Annotated in this window: 12 protein-coding genes; 4 read left to right on the top strand and 8 right to left on the bottom strand. The window is 74.4% G+C overall.

Features of this window, described 5'->3' with window-relative positions:
• The first annotated feature begins 85 nt into the window (after positions 1-85).
• From OG500_RS03450 to OG500_RS03435, 4 genes are all read left to right on the top strand, one after another.
• On the top strand, positions 86-1,036 hold the full coding sequence (locus OG500_RS03450; protein ID WP_329576403.1) for a hypothetical protein: 951 nt from the start codon (positions 86-88) through the stop codon (positions 1,034-1,036).
• Positions 1,033-3,279 carry a hypothetical protein gene (locus OG500_RS03445; protein WP_329576400.1) on the top strand — a complete coding sequence of 749 codons (2,247 nt, stop codon included), beginning with the start codon at positions 1,033-1,035 and terminating at the stop codon, positions 3,277-3,279. Before OG500_RS03450 ends, OG500_RS03445 begins: the two co-directional genes overlap by 4 nt.
• Positions 3,263-4,222: a hypothetical protein gene (locus tag OG500_RS03440; protein WP_329576396.1), complete on the top strand. Its 960-nt coding sequence runs from the start codon at positions 3,263-3,265 to the stop codon at positions 4,220-4,222. Before OG500_RS03445 ends, OG500_RS03440 begins: the two co-directional genes overlap by 17 nt.
• Positions 4,223-4,404: 182 nt before the next feature.
• The gene (locus OG500_RS03435) at positions 4,405-4,866 is read left to right on the top strand and encodes a Pycsar system effector family protein (RefSeq protein ID WP_329576392.1); all 462 of its coding nucleotides are present in this window, start codon (positions 4,405-4,407) and stop codon (positions 4,864-4,866) included.
• 121 nt (positions 4,867-4,987) lie between these two features.
• Here the strand turns inward: OG500_RS03435 and OG500_RS03430 are convergent, their stop codons facing one another.
• The 8 genes from OG500_RS03430 to OG500_RS03395 are packed head-to-tail and all read right to left on the bottom strand — an operon-like array spanning position 4,988 to position 16,880.
• On the bottom strand, positions 4,988-5,539 hold the full coding sequence (locus OG500_RS03430; RefSeq protein WP_329576389.1) for a GNAT family N-acetyltransferase: 552 nt from the start codon (positions 5,537-5,539) through the stop codon (positions 4,988-4,990).
• Between the two features lie 54 nt (positions 5,540-5,593).
• The gene (locus OG500_RS03425) at positions 5,594-7,618 is read right to left on the bottom strand and encodes a TOMM precursor leader peptide-binding protein (RefSeq protein ID WP_329576385.1); all 2,025 of its coding nucleotides are present in this window, start codon (positions 7,616-7,618) and stop codon (positions 5,594-5,596) included.
• Complete coding sequence (locus OG500_RS03420; RefSeq protein WP_329576382.1) at positions 7,611-9,029, bottom strand: hypothetical protein; 1,419 nt, start codon at positions 9,027-9,029, stop codon at positions 7,611-7,613. Before OG500_RS03420 ends, OG500_RS03425 begins: the two co-directional genes overlap by 8 nt.
• A complete protein-coding gene (locus OG500_RS03415) occupies positions 9,026-10,369 on the bottom strand; it encodes a nitroreductase family protein (RefSeq protein ID WP_329576379.1) in 1,344 nt (447 codons plus the stop codon). The genes OG500_RS03420 and OG500_RS03415 overlap by 4 nt, the downstream gene beginning before the upstream one ends.
• On the bottom strand, positions 10,366-11,547 hold the full coding sequence (locus OG500_RS03410; protein WP_329576374.1) for a thiopeptide maturation pyridine synthase: 1,182 nt from the start codon (positions 11,545-11,547) through the stop codon (positions 10,366-10,368). Before OG500_RS03410 ends, OG500_RS03415 begins: the two co-directional genes overlap by 4 nt.
• A 19-nt stretch (positions 11,548-11,566) precedes the next feature.
• Positions 11,567-12,667: a lantibiotic dehydratase C-terminal domain-containing protein gene (locus tag OG500_RS03405; RefSeq protein WP_329576371.1), complete on the bottom strand. Its 1,101-nt coding sequence runs from the start codon at positions 12,665-12,667 to the stop codon at positions 11,567-11,569.
• A complete protein-coding gene (locus OG500_RS03400; protein ID WP_329576368.1) occupies positions 12,661-15,504 on the bottom strand; it encodes a hypothetical protein in 2,844 nt (947 codons plus the stop codon). The genes OG500_RS03405 and OG500_RS03400 overlap by 7 nt, the downstream gene beginning before the upstream one ends.
• A complete protein-coding gene (locus OG500_RS03395) occupies positions 15,504-16,880 on the bottom strand; it encodes a hypothetical protein (protein ID WP_329576365.1) in 1,377 nt (458 codons plus the stop codon). Before OG500_RS03395 ends, OG500_RS03400 begins: the two co-directional genes overlap by 1 nt.
• Positions 16,881-16,910 lie beyond the last annotated feature (30 nt).

The following is a 16,910-nucleotide window of genomic DNA, read 5'->3' as shown; positions in this document are numbered from 1 at the left end:
TCCGCACTGAGTGAGCACACCGCGGCACGCGTTCTCGCGAAGCTTGGGGCACAAGGTTCGCCCTGAAGGACACCGAGGAGTTCGGATGCCGCCGTTCGACCAGCACTTGCCCGAGGTCAGCGCCCTGCCCCACAGCCGAAGCCGACACCTCCCGCCGTACCGGGGGATCGTGGCCGTCGACGCCAAGGACTTCACCGGCTACCCCGCCATCGAGCACGGCCTGATCAGCCGGGCGATCCCGCAGTTGCTCCAGCAGTCCTTCGAGCGGGCCGACCTCGCCGATGTCTGGGAGGACCGGAGGTTCCCCGCCTCCACCGGGGACGGGTACGTCTTCGGCTTCGAGCCGGCCTGGATGCCGTTCCTGATCCACCCCTGGCTTCACACCCTCCAGGAGGTGCTCAGCGAGTTCAACGTGCACTCCATGGGTACCGTGAGCATCCGTCTGCGGGTCAGCCTCCACATCGGGCCGCTGCCTGACTCGGGCGGGGAGTTCGACGGCAACGGGACGCCGCGCAATGACACCCACCGCCTGCTCGACTCCCGTCCCGTCAAGGCGATGCTCGCCGCTTCCAACGCGAGCATCACCCAGGTCGCCGCCATCCTCTCCGACCGTTGCCACCAGGACGCCGTGGCCGGCGGCTACACCGGTCGGCATCCCGACCACTTCATCGAGGTGCCGGCGACCGTCGAGGGCAAGCGGTTCGACCAACGGGCCTGGCTCTACGTGCCCGCGCCCTCGGGCAACCTCTACGACCGCCGCATCCTGGGCGACCACGTCGTCGACGATCAGGAGGCGGGGCGCGAGTCCGCCGACGCCGAGAAGCAGGCGCCCGGCGGGAGGAAGGCTCGTCGGGCACCGCAGACGCTGGTGACGCAGCGCGCCGACCGGGGAAACCTCAACAGCGGCACCGTGCACGGCGGCCAGAGCGTCACCAACACCGGCGGCGGCGACTACGTCGGGGGCAACAAGGCCGGCACGGTCCACGGTAACCAGGGCGACACCGTCCACGGCGACAAGAACGAGCACGGCCGGTGAGCGCCGTCGAACCCAGCGGCGGCGGGGCGGAGGGTGAAGGCGGGCCCGGCGACCAGGCAACCGGCCAGGGAAGCGATGACCACGGCACGCCGGACGTCGACGACATCGACGACCTGCTCGAGATCGACGACGACTTCGCCCCCCTGTACGGCAGCCGGGCAACCGGCGGTGTGGTCAACTTCTTCAACGTCGCTCACGGCAACATCAACGCCGGCTCCGTCCACGGCGACCAGCGCGTCGAGAACACCGGAGCCCCGGGAACCTCGGGCCCCTACGGCGGCCGACGAGTGGAGGCGCATGAGGGACCCGTCTCGGCGCTGGAGATCCTGGAAGCCCGAGCGGGATTCGCGGAACCGGAGTGGTTCCGCCCGGCCCTGGCCAAGCTCGACACCCGCATTCTCTTCCTCTACGGGGAGCTCGGCACTGGGCGTCGCACCGCAGCTCTGAATCTGCTCCATCGCCACAGCGGGTACAGCATGAAGCTTCGCGCGCTCGACGGCGACGAGAACCTGTCCACGTGGCGCCCCAGCGACGCCGAGGCCCGCGGTTATCTCGTGTACGGTCTGCTTCCCCAGCACCCTCTCGGCCCGGCGGTCATGGCGAATCTCCGCCGGTTGCTGACCGACGCCGACGCCCGCATGGTCATCGTGCTGCCCCACGATCCGGAGAGGATCCGAGTTCTCTCCCGTGATCTGCACGTCTCCCCGGTCCACTGCGTGCCCCCGCCACCCCGTGCGGTCTTCGATGCACGCTTCGAGGCCGCCGTGCCCGACACGGCCCGCCGTGAGCGGCTCCTGGCCCGGATGGAACCGGGCGCACTGGAGACACTGCTGCCTCCTGAACTCGTCCCGGCCCAGGTCGCCGAACTCGTCGCCGTGATCAGTAGGGCGAGTGATGACGGCCCGGACCTGACGGACCTTCGTGAGCGCCTGAGCTTCCTGGCGGAGGGGGAGGTGCCCGAGTTGCTGGGCGAGCTCCGCGACGACCCTGACGGGCTCGCCTTCCTCCTGGCCATCAGCGTCTACGAGGGCCTCGACCACAGGATCGTCAGGGAGGAGGCCGAGCGGCTGCTCGCGCTGGCCGACGGGCGGCTGAACTCCGTCCTGCCGGAGAGTGGCGACGACGACGGCCAGGGGCGGCCGGGACGTCGGGACGATCCTCGACCGAACCCGCGATTCGTCTTCCGCCGGCCGCTTGAGGAACTCCTGCGCGCCGTGCGCGCGCAGTGCATGCCGCGGGAGATCCGGGCGAACACTGGTTTCACCTACACGGTGGAGCCGGTGCGCTTCACCCGGCACCGGCAGGCGGAGGCGGTGCTGCGGCATGCATGGCGGCAGTACGGCGAGCTGTCCAAGCTACTGACGGAGTGGATGGACAGCCTCCCCGACAGGGAGAATGAGCTGACCGAGCCTGTGGGCCGGGTCATGGGGATGGCCGCAGGCTGGGGCGGTGGCCGCCGCGCGCTGGAGCATATCGGCGAGCTGGCCAGGTCGCCGCAACCGCACAGCCGCACCACCGCTGCGTTCGCGCTCGGGATCGCGGCTCAGGATCCGGTCCTGGCCAGTGAGGTCAAATACCTCCTCAGCCGCTGGAGCCGCGAACGTGGTTCGCGGCTGCGGTGGACGACTGCCTATACCTGCGGCACGGACTTCGGGACCTCCCGGCCGGAACTGGCGCTGAGACTGCTCCGGCGCTCCTACCGAGGCGCCGACGGCGACGAGGCGAGTGTCGCCACCGCCGTCCAGGGTTCGCTGCGGGCTCTTTTCGCTGCGGGAAACCAGCAGACCGTCTTCCGCCAGATCGCGGAGTGGGCGGTTCGCCAGGGGCCCGAGGCGGAACTCTCGCTCAAAGTCTTCCCGCAGCTGCTGCGAGACGACCCTTCCTGGTTCCAGGAACAGCTGGTGACCGTGGGCGAACACACCGAGACCGTCATCGCCCTGGTCCGTCGGGCCCTCGACGACGAAAGCCTCTTCGACGAGACCAGCCGCTCGCTGATCGGGTGGTGCCGTCGAGCCGCCTGGGACGAAGCACTGCGCAGCGCCCTGGAGACGCTGCTCACCGTGCTCGCCCAGGACCTGCGCCTCGGTGTCCTGCGCCTGTTCGTCGTGATCGACGGCGACGAGACCCCCGAACTCGCCGGTCGGCAGATCTCCCACCGCGCACTGGAGGCCTGGCGGCGAGGCGATCCGCAGACCCACAGCTCCACCCACCCGCATGGAGGACGCGATGACCGCGGAGAATGACCAGCCTGTCTACACACGCGCCGCGCATGCCCCCTGGCGCGAGATCCTGCGCCAGCGCTGGTCCGGCCGGCGCGACCGCGCCCTTGTGCTGAGAGACCGGGACGGGGTCCACCAACTGCTGGGGAAGCGCCGCCGTCCGCCTGCCGCGGAAGACTTCGAAGCGGGCCCGGCCACTGCGGCGACCGGTCGCTTCGGACTGCGCGGATACGACGGCGCATACCTCGTCCAGCTCGACGAACGGCCGGGGACGCGGATCGTCACCTTCCCGACGCAGTACGGCGCCGAAGCACTGGACCTCCATCTGCTGTGGTGGGTCCACGATCCCGTACAGGTGGTGCAGACCCGGACCGTGCGTGGCTGGTACCCGGTCCGCAAGGACCTCGACCGGCGCCTGCGGCACCTCAAGGACCAGTACGCCGCTGCCGGACACGGCTTCGGTGCGTCCGAGATGATGCAGTACCTGGCCGCTCCTCACCGCATGCCGGATTGCGGTCTCAGCTACCGCATCACCGACGTATCCGAGCGGGAGAGCGAGACCGAACTGCGGCTGGGGGAGCCTGACGGCGCCGGACCGCCCTTCGCCTGGACCGACAAGAGCCGCGAGGAGTACGACTTCTGCCAGCGCGCCGTCCGGGAGGGCCCACTGGAACTCGCGGGGCTCTGGCTCGCCAGGCACCCGGAGGAGGTCAATAAGGTGCTGAACTGGGCGGTCGACCATGCCGACCTGCTCCGTGGCTCGACCACCTGGCAGGACTCGGTGGCCGGCCTCCTGGGCAAGTTGACGGAACAGGAGCGGCAGGAACTCTCCCGGCTGCTGCGCGATCGGCTCGTCGCGCTCGGACGGTCGGTGCCCGGGCCGCAGGGCCGCGGAGTCGAATTCGAGAAGATCCGCTCCCAGGCCAATGGCTGGGCGGGAGGCGTGGTGAACGGAAGGTCCGCATGACGCCGGCGACCACGATCCGCCGCGCGGCCCGGCGGCCACCTCGAAGCAGCATGGCCCGTCCTCAGCGGTCATCCCTGCGCCGCCGTCACCGGTCGCCACAAGGGGCGTTGTGCCGGGGACTCGACGCGACTTCTGCATCGACCGCACCGAACCCGCGGACCGTGGCGGCGATGGAGCGCCTCATGGCTGCCAACAACGCGGAACTGACCCGGGCGGACACCAAGGCCGCCGTACTCCTGGGATTCAGCGGAGCAGCTCTCGGCACTTTCATTCCCCTGGCTCGAATCGGCGGCAGCGGATCCGCGTCCCATGGCTGGGATGCCCGGCTCCTGTGGTGGACTGCCGTCCTCAGCGCGCTGCTTGCTGTCGTCTGCTTCGTGTGCGCCATCGCCCCACGGCGCCGCAAGGGCCGACGCCAAGCCATGGCCGGCCCTGGCTACTTCGAGCACATCACGCAGGAGACGGGCAACGGCCGACTGAGCCGCGCCCTCGAGCGCGCCGGACGCGACCCGGTCGGCCCGTTGTTCGCCTCGCTCGTCGGGACGAGCGCGATCATCCGCGCCAAGTACCGCTGGATCGAGGCAGGTACCGTCTTGTTGCTCATCATACTCGCAGAAATCGCTACCAATATAAGGCTGTTGTGAAACGGTCTCTGGGCAGCGACCCACGGCGAGGGGCTCCGGCCGCCATGGGTCGGAGCCCCTCGCCGTGGGTCGTGACGCGGATGGTCCGCCACCTCGGTGGTCGTCGTCATCCCGGGTCGTGTCAGCTTCTCGGGATCGCGAGTTCGATCTCGTGGAACGGGGTGTCGCCGGGGACGAGGACCGTGATGCCGGTGTGCTCGAAGCCGACCTTGCGGTAGAAGGACTGGGCGCGGAGGTTGTCCTCGTGGACGTGGAGGCGGACCCGTTCGATGCGCGGCTCGGCCAGTGACCAGGACCAGGCCAGGGCGGCGCGGAACAACTGCTCGGCGACGCCGGTGCCGCGCCGGGCGGGCTGGACGAAGACGCCGATGACGTGGGTCTGCGGCACCTTCGGGAGCTCGCCGAAGGCCGTTTCGTCGCCGGGCAGTTCGACGCGGGCCATGAGCGTGCCCAGCCAGCCGCCGTCCGGGGCCTCCGCCACGAACTGACGTAGCGTCGTGCCCTCGGCGGAGGCCTGCGCGCGGTCCTGCCAGGCCTCGTCGGTCCGGGCGGTGGCCTGCTCCAGCGTCTCCAGGAAGGCGAGGCGCGCGATCGGGTCACGCAGCGCGGTGAGCCGGAACTCCTTGACCTTGCGCCAGTCCTCGCGTCGCACGGTCTTGATGGTGTAGGTCATCCGTGGATCCTCGCACCGGGCCGTACGGCCTTCGCAACCGGATTTCGCCGCGCCTCAGGGGAACGGGTGGGGGTGCGGGTTGACCTCCTCCGGGGTGAGCGGGCGGGCGGTGTGGCCGAGGGTGTGGGGGGCGGTGCGGACGCGGTCCAGGCCGGTGATGCGGCGCAGGTGGTGGCCGAAGGTCATCGGCAGCAGGCCGGGGACCAGGGTCTTGACGCAGGAGAGCCCGGCGGCGGCGTGCACCGGGGTGGTCTGGTCGACGACGATCGCTTCGAGGCCGGTCGCGGCGAAGCGGGCGACGAGTTCGTCGAGGTCGGCGCGCAGGTCGGGGTGGCGGGGCCAGGCGTAGCGGTCGGCGAGATCGCCCAGGTCCCGGCGGTCCTGGGGTGGTTGGCCGCCGGGGGCGAGGAGGAAGTCGAGGCGGCGGGCGGCGATCGGGTCGCAGTGGAGGAGCGCGTGGTCGTCCATCAGCCGGACCTGTTCCGCGTCCTCGCGCATCCGGGCCGCGTCCGCGTGGCGCTGCGGGTAGATGAGCTGGTAGGCCTCGATGGCGGTGACCAGTTCGTGCAGCGCGCCGAAGACGCCGCGTTCCGGGTCGAGCCCGGAGCCGCCCGCACAGAGCACGCGGGGGCGGTGGGCCGTGGCGGTGGCGGGGGAGGTGTCCACGGCCGCGGCCCAGAAGCTGGGGATGCCCTCGGCGCCGGTCACGTCGAAGACTTCGACGCGGTAGCCGGTGCGCGCGTGGATGCGGTCGGCGAGCAGGCCGATCCGGCGGTCGCGTGCGCTGTGCAGGTCGAGGGCGGGGGCCGGCAGCCGGGCGTACCAGGTGAGCAGGAAGGCGTCGCGCTCGGCGAGTTCCAGCAGGCCGTACAGGGCGGCCTCCTCGATGCAGCCGCCGAGCGCGCAGCCGTTGGAGATCTCGGAGACGAAGGGCCGGGTCCCCGGGGTGTGCCGGCCCAGGCGGTAGTAGGCCAGGCTCTCGGGGACCAGCACCGGCCGCTCGCGGGTGAGCGAGTAGCCCCAGACCCAGGGCATCACCAGCTCGGGGTGGTACGGCTGGAACGGGAAGCCGGGCTGCCGGTAGCGGTGCGGCTCGTGGCCGCCCACGCTCGCCGGGTCCAGGACGCCGGCCGGGTCCTGCGCGGCCAGCTCGCGGTGGCTCGCCCGCACCGCGGTGCGGTGGCCGCCCGGGCGGCCACCGCCCAGCCGCTCCAGGGCCTCGGCGATCGCGGTCACCTTGGCGGTGCGGAAGTCGAGGGCGCGCCCGTAGCCGCCGTCGACCGACTCCGGCGGGCCGACCTTGGCCTCGGCGAAGGGCAGCGTGTGCAGGCCGCGGGTCTGCAGGCCCTTGATGACGCCGGTCTCGTCGTCGGCGAACCGGGCTTCGAGGTCGGCTGTCTCGGTGCGCAGGTCGCGCACCCGCAGGACGGCGGGGTCCGGCTTGGGGCGCGCGACGCGGGGGATCACGGCGTCGGCCCGCGAGTCCTCGGGCAGGGTGCCGCAGTGCGGGCAGTGCGGATCGGGCAGGAAGGTGTGGCGGGTGACCTGCAGGTCGGCCAGGCGGAGCACGGTGACGACGCGTCCGGCCGGCTGCCCGGTGCCGGGCCCGGTGCTGGTGCCGGTGCCGGTGCTGGGCTCGGCGGTGATCTCGGCGCCGAGCCGGTGCAGCGTCAGGGCGGCGGCGAGGTCGGCGGCGAGCGGGGTGAGCAGCGGCGAGGCGCTGCCGGTGAGCCGGGCGCCGTGGGTCGCGCGCAGCGCGGCGTCCTCGGCCGCGTCCGCCCGCGCCCCGGCACGGCGGGCGGTGAGGCAGTGGTCGCAGCCCGGGACGCCGGGCCGGACCAGCGGGCCGATGACCACGCGGTCGAGCTCGGCGACCACCGGCAGCCGGGTCGCTCCGGTATCCGTACCGGCTGCGGCGAGCAGGTCTGATCCGCCGTCGGGAGTGTCGGCCGCCAGCAGCAGGACGTCGGGCTGCGGCTGCAGCTGTGGTGCTTCGCCGAGCCGTTGGGCCAGGGCCTGGCCGAGCAGGCCGCCGTCGTGCCGCAGCCGGGTGCCGCTCGGCAGGAGTGTCTCAGTCATCGCAGTGCACGGCCTTCACGAGATAGGGCAGGACCTCGGTGGCGGCCGGGTCGTGGTCGAGCGGGACGATCAGGACGCTGCGGGCGCGGGCCGACGCGGGCAGGCTGCGGCGGGCCGCGGCCACCGCCTCGTCGAAGGTGGCGCCGGAGCCGAGGCCGCGCACCGCGCGCCGGCCGCGCCCGTGGACGGCGGACACCGGCACCAGCCGGGCCGTCCGCTGCTCCGGGGACCAGGCCCACTCGGCCGGGCCGTCGGGCGTCGGGACGGACCGCCGTGGATCGGCGGCGAGGTGGGCGTAGTGCGCGAGGGCGCGTCGTGCCGTTCGCAGGCGGGCCGTGGTGAAGTCCGTTCCGGTGGCGTGGACGCGGTGCCCGGCCCGGCCGGTGAGCGGGTCGCGGACCAGGGCGCTGGAGCTGTGGCGGGGGAACTGCGGCAGCCCGCCCTCGTCCAGCTCGGCGATCAGCCCGCTGCGCGGGTCGATGCAGAGCGCGGCCCGCCGGGAGAACTCCTCGGGGTCGACGGCCGGACCGCCGCGCAGCGCTTCGATCTTGGCCAGGAACGCCGCCTCGCTCTCCGGCGCCGCGGGCCGGGTCGCGGGGTGGGGCCGGTAGCGGTGGTGGGTGGTGGTCAGGGTGGTCGGGTCCAGGCGGACGAGCCGCTCGCCCTCGGCGGTCGGATCCTGGGCGAGGACGGCCTGTTGGAAGTGGTGGGCGAGCAGCGCCGCGACCACCTCGGCGCCCTCGCCGGTGTGCTGGGCGCGGCCGCCGGGCGTGCTGCCGTGCACGCGCAGCCAGCCGCCCAGCCAGCCGCCCTCGGCCCGCCCGGCCCCGGGGCCGAGGACCGGGCCGAGCCACCAGGCCTCCGCGTCGCTCACCGCGGCACCGAACCAGAGGCCCTGCTCGCGGCAGTGCTCGTCGAGTTCGGCGACGCGCAGCGGATCGTCGCCCGCGGTGAGCAGCAGCAGGGCGTCGTGACGGTCGGTGGTCGCGGCGGCCAGGGCCTCGGCGGGGTCGGTGACCAGCGTGGTGGTGCGGATGCCGGTGAGCCGCAGCGCGCCGTCCAGGGCGCGAGCGGCGGGCTCGGCGGCGAGGAGCAGCACCCGCAGCCGCGGGTGGGCCGCGGCGCGCCGGGCCGGACCGGGATCGGCCAGGTCCTCCAACAGCCCGTGGGCGTCGAGGCGTTGCAGCACACCGAGGACCAGCGGGCGGCGGGTGTCGTCGAGGCCGTCGAGCAGCTGCGCCACCGTGTGGCTGCCGTCCAGGAAGGGGGCGAGCCGGTCGAGCCAGCCGGCGATGCCGGGGGTGGCGATCAGGTCGGTGCCCCGGCTGGACCGCACGTAGGCGGTGCCGCTGCCGCTCGGCACCAGGAACACGTCCGGGCGCAGGCGGGGGGCGGAGTTCGGTGAGATCACCGGTGGCCTCCGGTGGCGAGGAGGTGGTGGGCGGGTGTGCCGGAGCCGCGCTCCGGCCCGATGAGGACGGTGAGGAGGGTGGTGCGGCCCGGGAGCGTCGCCAGGGCCGGTCCGAGCAGGCGGTCGGTCCCGGTGGTGACGAAGTCGCAGCGGAGCCCGGCGCCGAGGCCGACCCGCGCGGCGGCCAGGCCGATCCGCTGGCCGAGGATGCCGGCGCGCAGGTTGAGCATCCGGTACCAGCGGTCGCCGTGCTCGGGGTAGCCCTGCTCGTAGTCGCCGACCACGAGCAGGGCGCAGGCGGCCTCGAAGCCGGCCAACTCGCCCGGCCCGCCGGGCGGGAAGAGGTCCCGGGGCGTGGCGCCCGGGGTCGGCGCGACCAGCTCCCCGGTGCGCGGATCGCGCCGGTGGCAGCCGGGAGCCAGCCCGGTGACGCGGCCGGCCACGACGTACAGCTCGCAGCCGGGGTCGTCAGGGGCGTTGGGGCCGTCGAGGGGGAACGGGGCCGTGGCCCGGTCGAGGAGTTCGACGAGTCGCGCCAGGGGAACCGGGGCCGGTTCGAAGCCGCCCCGGGCCGAACGGCGGTTCAGCAGCTCGGCGGTGGGCGCGAGCGGGCCGACCGGGTCGGCGGTGACGACCGCGTGGACGCGCTCCGCCCCGGGATCCAGGCCGAGCAGCCCGCCCAGCGCCTGCTCGGCGAAGAGTGCGTGCGCGGTCGGTTCGGCGCCCGCCGCTGCCAGCAGGGTGAGTGCCTCTCCGGTGAGGACGCCGGTGTCGAGTGCCTGCAACCGGTGGCCGAACGGCCCGTAGCGGGCCAGGTTGGCCTCCTGCCGGGTGGTGATCAGCAGGACCAGCTCCGGCCGCCGGACCGGAGGCCGGCCCAGGGCGCGCACGACGTCGGCCCGCAGGTCGGCGGGGGAGAGGAGTTCGAGGGCGTGGGCGGCGGGCAGGTAGTGGCAGAGCCCGGACGCGGTGGCCGCGTAGACCTCGCCGGGGTAGGCGCCGCCCCCGGAGGGCACCGGCCGTCCGCCGCCGACCCCGGCACCGGTCCAGTCGATCCGGGTGACGCCGCACAGCAGAGCCAGGAGCGTGCCGAGGCTGTCGAGGGCGGCCGGATCGGACCCGTTCCCAGGTGCTGCCGGGGAGCCGGGCGGGAAGGGCAGCGGGACGACCCGGGCGCCGGGGTGGTGCTTGGGCGGGGTGTTGCTCGCCGTGAGGTCGATCGCGGGCAGCACGCTGCCGTACCGCGCGTGGTAGCGGCGCGCGGCGGTGCCGCCGGTGTCGGTGCCGGCGAGCGGGGGGTAGGCGGCGGGGTCCGCAGCCGCCGTGGTGGCGGGCCTCACCCGCGCGCCTGCGGTGCGGCGGCGGCCACGCCCGGCGCGGTGGCGTCGTTCGCGGCGGTGGCGAGCACCAGTTGGAGCGCGCTGACGCCGTACACCTCCTCCACCGCGTTCGCGGCGAGGTGGCAGAGCAGGTAGCGGGTCAGGCCGGGGACGCCGAGCCGGGTGAGGTGGAGGTAGGTGTAGTTGAGCATCAGGCGGTAGCGCAGGAAGCGCGGATCCCGGTACATCATCTGCTTGTACGTGGCGCTTCCGGCGACCGCCTGGTGCAGCGGGCTCGCCGCGAGCAGGTCGCCGATGCCGTTCTCCTCGTCGTCCGGGATCGGCGCCTCGGGGATCTCGCCGGCCTCGTACAGCGCGGTCCACCGCCCGCCCAACGGGTCGATCGCCGCGACCCAGCGGCGCTCCGCCTCGCCCTGCGCCGCGCTCGGGGCATCGGCGGCGCCGGGCTCGAAGGCGGCGACCACGGCGCGGACCTGCGCGGTGAGCACCTCGCGGTTGGCCGCGTACCGCTGCTCGAAGGCCTCGCGGACCTGTGGTCCGGCCGTGCTCAGGTAGCCCTCGGCGTGCGAGCGGAAGGAGACGAAGCCGCGCCGGATCGAGGCGTCCTCCGGGTGCCGGCAGAGCGTGTGCGCGGTGGCGAGCATCAGCCGCAGCGCCAGCGTCTCGCGCGGGACGCCGCCCGCCACGGCTGCCAGGTGGTCGAAGAGCAGCCCGTTGGTCCGCTCGTAGAACAGGGCGAGTTCGTCCGCGCCGACCGGGCAGCCGAGCACCTCGACCCGGCGGTCGTGCTCCTCCCAGCTGATCGAGTTGTCGCGGTGGAACGGCGTGAGCGGACCGGGTTCCCGCTCCGCCTCGGCGAGCCGGCGGTGCAGCGGCAGCAGGGCGGCCTCGTCGGGCGTGGGGGCGGTGGACGGGTGCTCGCGCAGCCAGCCGCCGACGAGTTGGGCCACGGCGGGTTCCACCAGTGCGGCGAAGGTCTCGGGGGTGGCCTGGACGACCAGGCGCAGATGCGGCCCGCGGCGCCAGTGCCGCAGCACGTAGACCGACTGGACGTGACCGGTGCAGCGCTCGATCACCGGCCGCACCGCCTGCAGGATCAACTCGTCGGTGCCGTCGCCGAAGTACGCGATGTGGGCCGCGCGCCACTGCGGTTCGGCCGCCGGTGCTGTCTGTGCCATGGCAAGTCCCTCGTTCTTCTCAGTCGTTGCGGTCGGCGTCGTTGCGGTCGACGTTCTCGTGAACGGCGTCGCCGTGACCGTGGTCGTCGTGACCGCCGTCCTTGTGACCGCCGTCCTTGTGACCGCCGTTCTCGTGACCGCTGTCCTCGCGGTCGGCTTCGTCGGCCGCCTCGGCCGCCGCCAGCCGGGCCAGGCCGCGCAGCATCGCCTCCTGGTCGAGCCGCACGCCCAGGCGGTTGCAGGCCAGGTGGGTCAGGTGGCCGGCCAGCCGGGCGGCGGGGGCGGCGGCGCGGCTGGTGGCGGCAGCCCGGGTGCTGTCCCCGGCGCTGTCCCGGGTGCTGGGCTGGGCGCTGCTCTCTGCGCTCTGCTGGGCGTGTCGCAGGGCGGCGAGCCAGCGCGTGACCGGGTCCGCGTCGGTGCCACCGGCCGCTGCCGCTGCCGCTGCCGCTGCCGCCGTGGCCGTGGCCGTGGCCGAGGCGGCGCGTGCCGCGCGGGCGACGGGGAGCAGGGTGGCCCGCCGCTGCCGGTACAGCTCGGCCACGCCCTGCGGCGCCCGCACCGCCGGACCGGCGCCCGGCTCCTGGCTGCCCACCAGCAGGGCGAAGCAGTGCGCGAGCCGCTGCGACGGGCTCCAGTCGGCCAGGACCGCGGCCACGGCCAGCTCGCTGCAGGTCGCGAAGCACTCCTCCACCGCCCGCAGCGCGGCGCCGTCGCCGTACTTCCCGTGCTCGGGCCGGTAGGGGAGGAAGGCCAGACTGTCGTTGGCGGCCAGCGTGCCGGGCTCGCTCTCCGGCTCCAGCGCGGCGAACCGCTCGGCGAGCTCCTGGTACTGACGCTCCGTCATGGAGGCTTCGGACGGCAGCGCCTGGAAGAACGCCGTCGCGCGCTCAGTGAGCGCCGCGCGGACCAGCGGCTCGGCCTGCGGCCCGGTCAGCCGGAGCCGCAGGCGCAGGTGCGGCCCGTACTGCCAGTGCCGGAGGAAGAAGAAGCGGTCGGCCAGTGCGCGGTGCCGCAGGTCCTCGACCACGTCGGGCAGCAGCCGGCGCACCACGAGGTCGAGCGGGTGGGCGGTGAACACGTGGGCGCTGACCCAGGAGTTCTCGGGGTCTCGGCTCAGCACGTTGCGGGTCGCCGTTCTGTCGTCGGATCCGGCAACAGGGCCGTCGCGGGGGGAAGTTCGATCAGGAACTCGGCCGCGTGGCGCCGGCCGTCCCGGTGCGCGGGGGCGTCGCGGAGTTCGGGGAGGGCCTCGGTGAGCAGCAGCGGCCGTCCGGTGGCCGCCGCGTGTTCGAAGACGCGCAGCAGGTGGGGGTGGGTGAAGTCGACGTACACGGGCTTGCGGTCCTTGTCGTGCAGCGCCGGGCCCGCGAACCCCTCGGCGGGCCGCGGGGTGAGGGTCCGCAGGAAGCAGCGCAGCGGCACACCGTGCGCCTCGCGCCACGCGTGGACCCGGACCAGGTACCCCGCGTCCGGCTCCCCGGCGGCGCGGGCGGGTGCCTGGCCGCGGTCCGCGAACCAGCCCGCCCGGCGCAGCACCACCGACCCGAGGGCGAGCCTGGCCACCCGCCGGACCAGACCCGGGGTCGGGGCCGCGTCCGCCGTCGGTTCCGGTACCGGCGCCTTCTGGTCGCTCTGCCACAGCTGCGGCCAGTCCGACCAGAAGGCGTAGGAGGTCTGCCCGAAGGCCTCCACCAGGAGCCGGGCGGGCAGCGGCAGCAGGGGAGTTGCCAGCAGGCCCAGGTGGAGCGGTCGCACCACCCGGCCGGTGTCGCGGTGGACGAGGTGGAGCCGCTGCGCCTGCCGGTCGTGCACCACCTCCAGGTCGGCGGGCCGGAGCAGGTGGCCCGCCGGCCGGTCGGGATGGGAACCGTCCAGGTCGATCGCGTCAGGCGTCGCGGGCACCCGCTGGTTGAGGGCACTGCCGAAGGCGGCGTCGAACTCGGCGTACAGCGGGGCGTCGGCGTCCTGCGGGACGTCGAAGGTGGCGTCAGACGTGGCGTCAGTGGTCCCAGTGGTGCCAATGCTTCCAGCGGTGTCAGAAGTACCGCCGAGGGTGCTGCCGAGCAGCCGCGCGATGCGGGTCCGGCCGGTGCCGTGGCCGCAGGTGACCGTGTTGAGCACCAGACCGAGCCCGGCGGGTGTGCCGGGCAGCGCCTGGACGTAACAGGCGTGGCGGTCGCCCGCGGTGTGCGGGTCGGGCCAGTCGCCGCACAGCGCGCGCACGGCCTGCGGGGAGAGCCGGACCGTGCCGTCGGCGTCCTCGGGCGTGTCCGCGATGAGGCCCCGCAGCGCGGCCTGGCGCCGCGCGTCGCGCTCGGTCGGGGTGGCCGTCGTGGCTTCGGCCCACCAGGAGCCGAAGTCCTGCAGGAAGGCGGTGAGCGGTCGCCGGAAGCCCGGGCCGTGCAGGGTCACCGCGCGCTGCTGGAGCGCCGCGCGGCGTGGGCCGAGCGTGTCGAAGGGGGCGAGCAGGCCGGGGACGAGGGCGAGGTCGGCGAGCGCCGGGCGCCAGGCTTCCCGGTCGAGGGTGGCGGCGGTGCCGGTCACGACGGTGTGGTGGAAGTACCCGGTGCCGCGCTCCGGTTCCTCCGCCGGAGCGAGCAGGCCCAGGCGCCGGGCGGCGTCCGCGGTGCGTGCGTGCAGGATCGCCGCGATGCCGCGGTGCTCGGTCGGGGCGGCCGACCGGGCGGCGTCGATCTGGTCGCGGATCGCCCGCAGGTCGTCCAGCAGACCGGCCAGGCGCTCGCTGCGGACCTGGCCGGGGACCTGCTGGTCGAGCCAGGCGCTCAGCGTCGACGCGGTGAGGCCTTGGTCCGGCAGGTCGGGGTGGACCTCCAGCAGGCCGAGCCGGACGAGCTGCGCCACCACGGCGTCCGCCCGGACCACCCCGTCGGTGGATGCGTCAGGACCACCGAGCAGCGCGCGCAGGCCGGCCGGGGTCCGCGCCTCCCGCGCCGCCGCCAGGATCGCGGTGAGCGCCGCGGTCGCCGGCAGCGAGCGCACCTCGCCCGAGGGGCCCGGGGTGGTGAAGAGCCACCGGTCCCCGTCGGGGGAGGGCACCAGGGTGGCGAACGGATTGACGCGCAGTCGGACCGTCGCGCCGAGCTCGGGCAGGTGGGCGAGGGCGGCGGCGATCCGGGCGAGCGGGAGCAGACCGGCCTCGACCACGGTGGCCCGGTCCGTGCTCTCCAGGCGCACTGCGGCGCCCGCGGCCTCCGCCCAGCCACCGAAACCACTGGCGGCGAAGGTGGTCAGCGGACTGGGCTTGGCCACCGCCCTGGCCGCGTACTTCGCCAGCCGCACGGCCGCCCGGTCCAGCGGCCGTCGCCCGGGCGCGAGGCGCTCGCGGTCCAGCCAGCGCAGCACGTCGTCGTAGAGGTCCGGGCTCGCGTAGCCGAGGCCGACGGCGAACGCGGGGTCCTGTGCGAGCCGGCCCAGGGCCGCGGCGGCGGAGCGCGTCTCCGTGGCCAACTCCGCGGTCAGCTGCGCGAGGAGCTCGCCACGGGCGTCGCGGCGGGCGGCGTGGCGGCGGATCCGCCCGGTGAGCTCCGGACCGATCACCTCCGGTGGCGCCGCCGCGTCCAGCAGGGCGCCGACCCGGGCGCCTCGGTGCACCGCCCGGCGCAGGCCCACCAGCCGCGACTTGAACGGGCGCGCCCCTTCGGTGGCGATCAGCGCGTGCAGCGCGTCGCTGATCCCGGCGGCGTCGGCGCGCATCGTCTCGTCCAACGCGACGATCCGCAGGGCGAGTTCGGTGCTCAACGGGATCCGGGAGCTGTCCAGGGCATCGGCGGTCAGCCCGGCCAGGCGCACGCCCACCGGGCCCGTCCCGGCCCCCGCCGTCAGTGCGTCCGCTGTCAGTGTGACCGTCGTCGGCGCGTCCGCTGTCAGTGTGACCGTCGTTGGCGCGTCCGTGGTCGGCGCATCCGTGGTCAGCGAGCGTGCTGCGCGGGCCGCCATCAGAACACCACCGGGAGTCGGAAGCCGGCCGCCGGTCCCGCCGCGCCGATCGCCACCTGGAACAGGACGGTCTCCTCGTCCGGGGCCAGTTGGAGCAGCCGCTCGGCGGTGGCGGCGTCGTAGCCGTTGTGCACCCGGGCACTCAGTCCGTGGCGCGCCGCGACCACACTCACCAAGTGGGCGGCGGCTCCGGCGACCAGGTGCACCTGGCGGAACGCGTCCGCGCCGAACCGCGCGAGGGCGCTGCCGCGCCGCACGGCCAGGTAGGCGGTGCAGGCGACGCTGCGGAAGTTCAGCGACACGCGCCCCTCGGTCTGCCCGATCTGTTCGAGCATCGGCAGCGGGTCGCCCGCCCGCACCGACTCCAGCCGCTCGCCGGTGTGGACGTAGTGCCCGGGTGGCGCGCCGGTGACCCGGCGCACCAGCAGGTGGCAGGAGAAGTCCGCGAAGGGAGCGGCGGCGAGGGCGGCGCCGAGGTCGACGAGCAGCGCCGCTGGGGCGGCCACCGGGGCGGGGTCGAAGATCGCGGCACCGGAGTGGCGGGCACGCAGCACCGCGGCCAACTCCGGGGGGAGCCACGGCACGGGAGCGCCGGGCTCCGCGGCGCTGTCGATCTCCAGGTATCCCATCGGGTGCTCGGCTTCGCCCGGGGTCCAGCCGTCGCAGAGTTCGAGCAGGGTCTCGCGGTCGCGGCCGGGGCGGGTGCGCAGCCCGAGTGCGGCGGCGACCAGGTGGACGGCGCCGAGCAGCATCCCCGCCTCCTGGGCGCAGAGCCGTGGGGCGTAGTCGCCGTAGAGCTGGGCCGTCCGGGCGAACCGGCTGGTGATCACCAGGAATCGGGCCGATCCAGGGCCGCCGGCCGGCTCCGCCGCAGCGCCGTCTGCCGCAGTGCCGTCCAGTGCAGCGCCGTCCGCCGCAGTGCCGTCGACTGCCCGGTGCAGCAGGGCGAGTTGGTGGTGCACGGGGTCGAAGCGGTACACCGCAGCCGGCCGGTGCCCGTCGGCTGCGGCGGGCACGACCAGCGACAGCTCGCTCGGGTAGCGGCAGCGCGCCGAGGCCACGGCGCGGTGCAACGGCCAGCCGCCCGGAGTCAGGTCGTGCTGGAGCAGGCCGTAGGAGTAGTGCAGCAGCGCGGCGAGCACGGACGGATCGGCCGGCCCGGCGCCTGCGGGCCGCAGGCGCAGCGGCGGCGCGACCAGGGGGAAGCGCCGCTCGTCGGGGAGCGCGACGGGCACGGCGGGCTCGGCGGGCGCGGGCGCGGCTGCCTCGGGGGCGTAGGCACCCGCGGCGAGTGTGGCGGGGATCGACCGGCGGGAGTAGACCGCCTCCGACCACAGCTCCAACGGGAACGGGCTCCGGTGGTTCGTCGCGGTCACGCCCGCTCTGCCCGCCCCGCCCGCTCCGCC

Source organism: Kitasatospora sp. NBC_01250 (genome assembly GCF_036226465.1).
In the GTDB taxonomy this organism is placed as follows: Bacteria; Actinomycetota; Actinomycetes; order Streptomycetales; family Streptomycetaceae; genus Kitasatospora.
The sequence above is the reverse complement of the archived record's forward strand: the minus strand, read 5'-3'. Positions and strand labels throughout refer to the sequence as shown.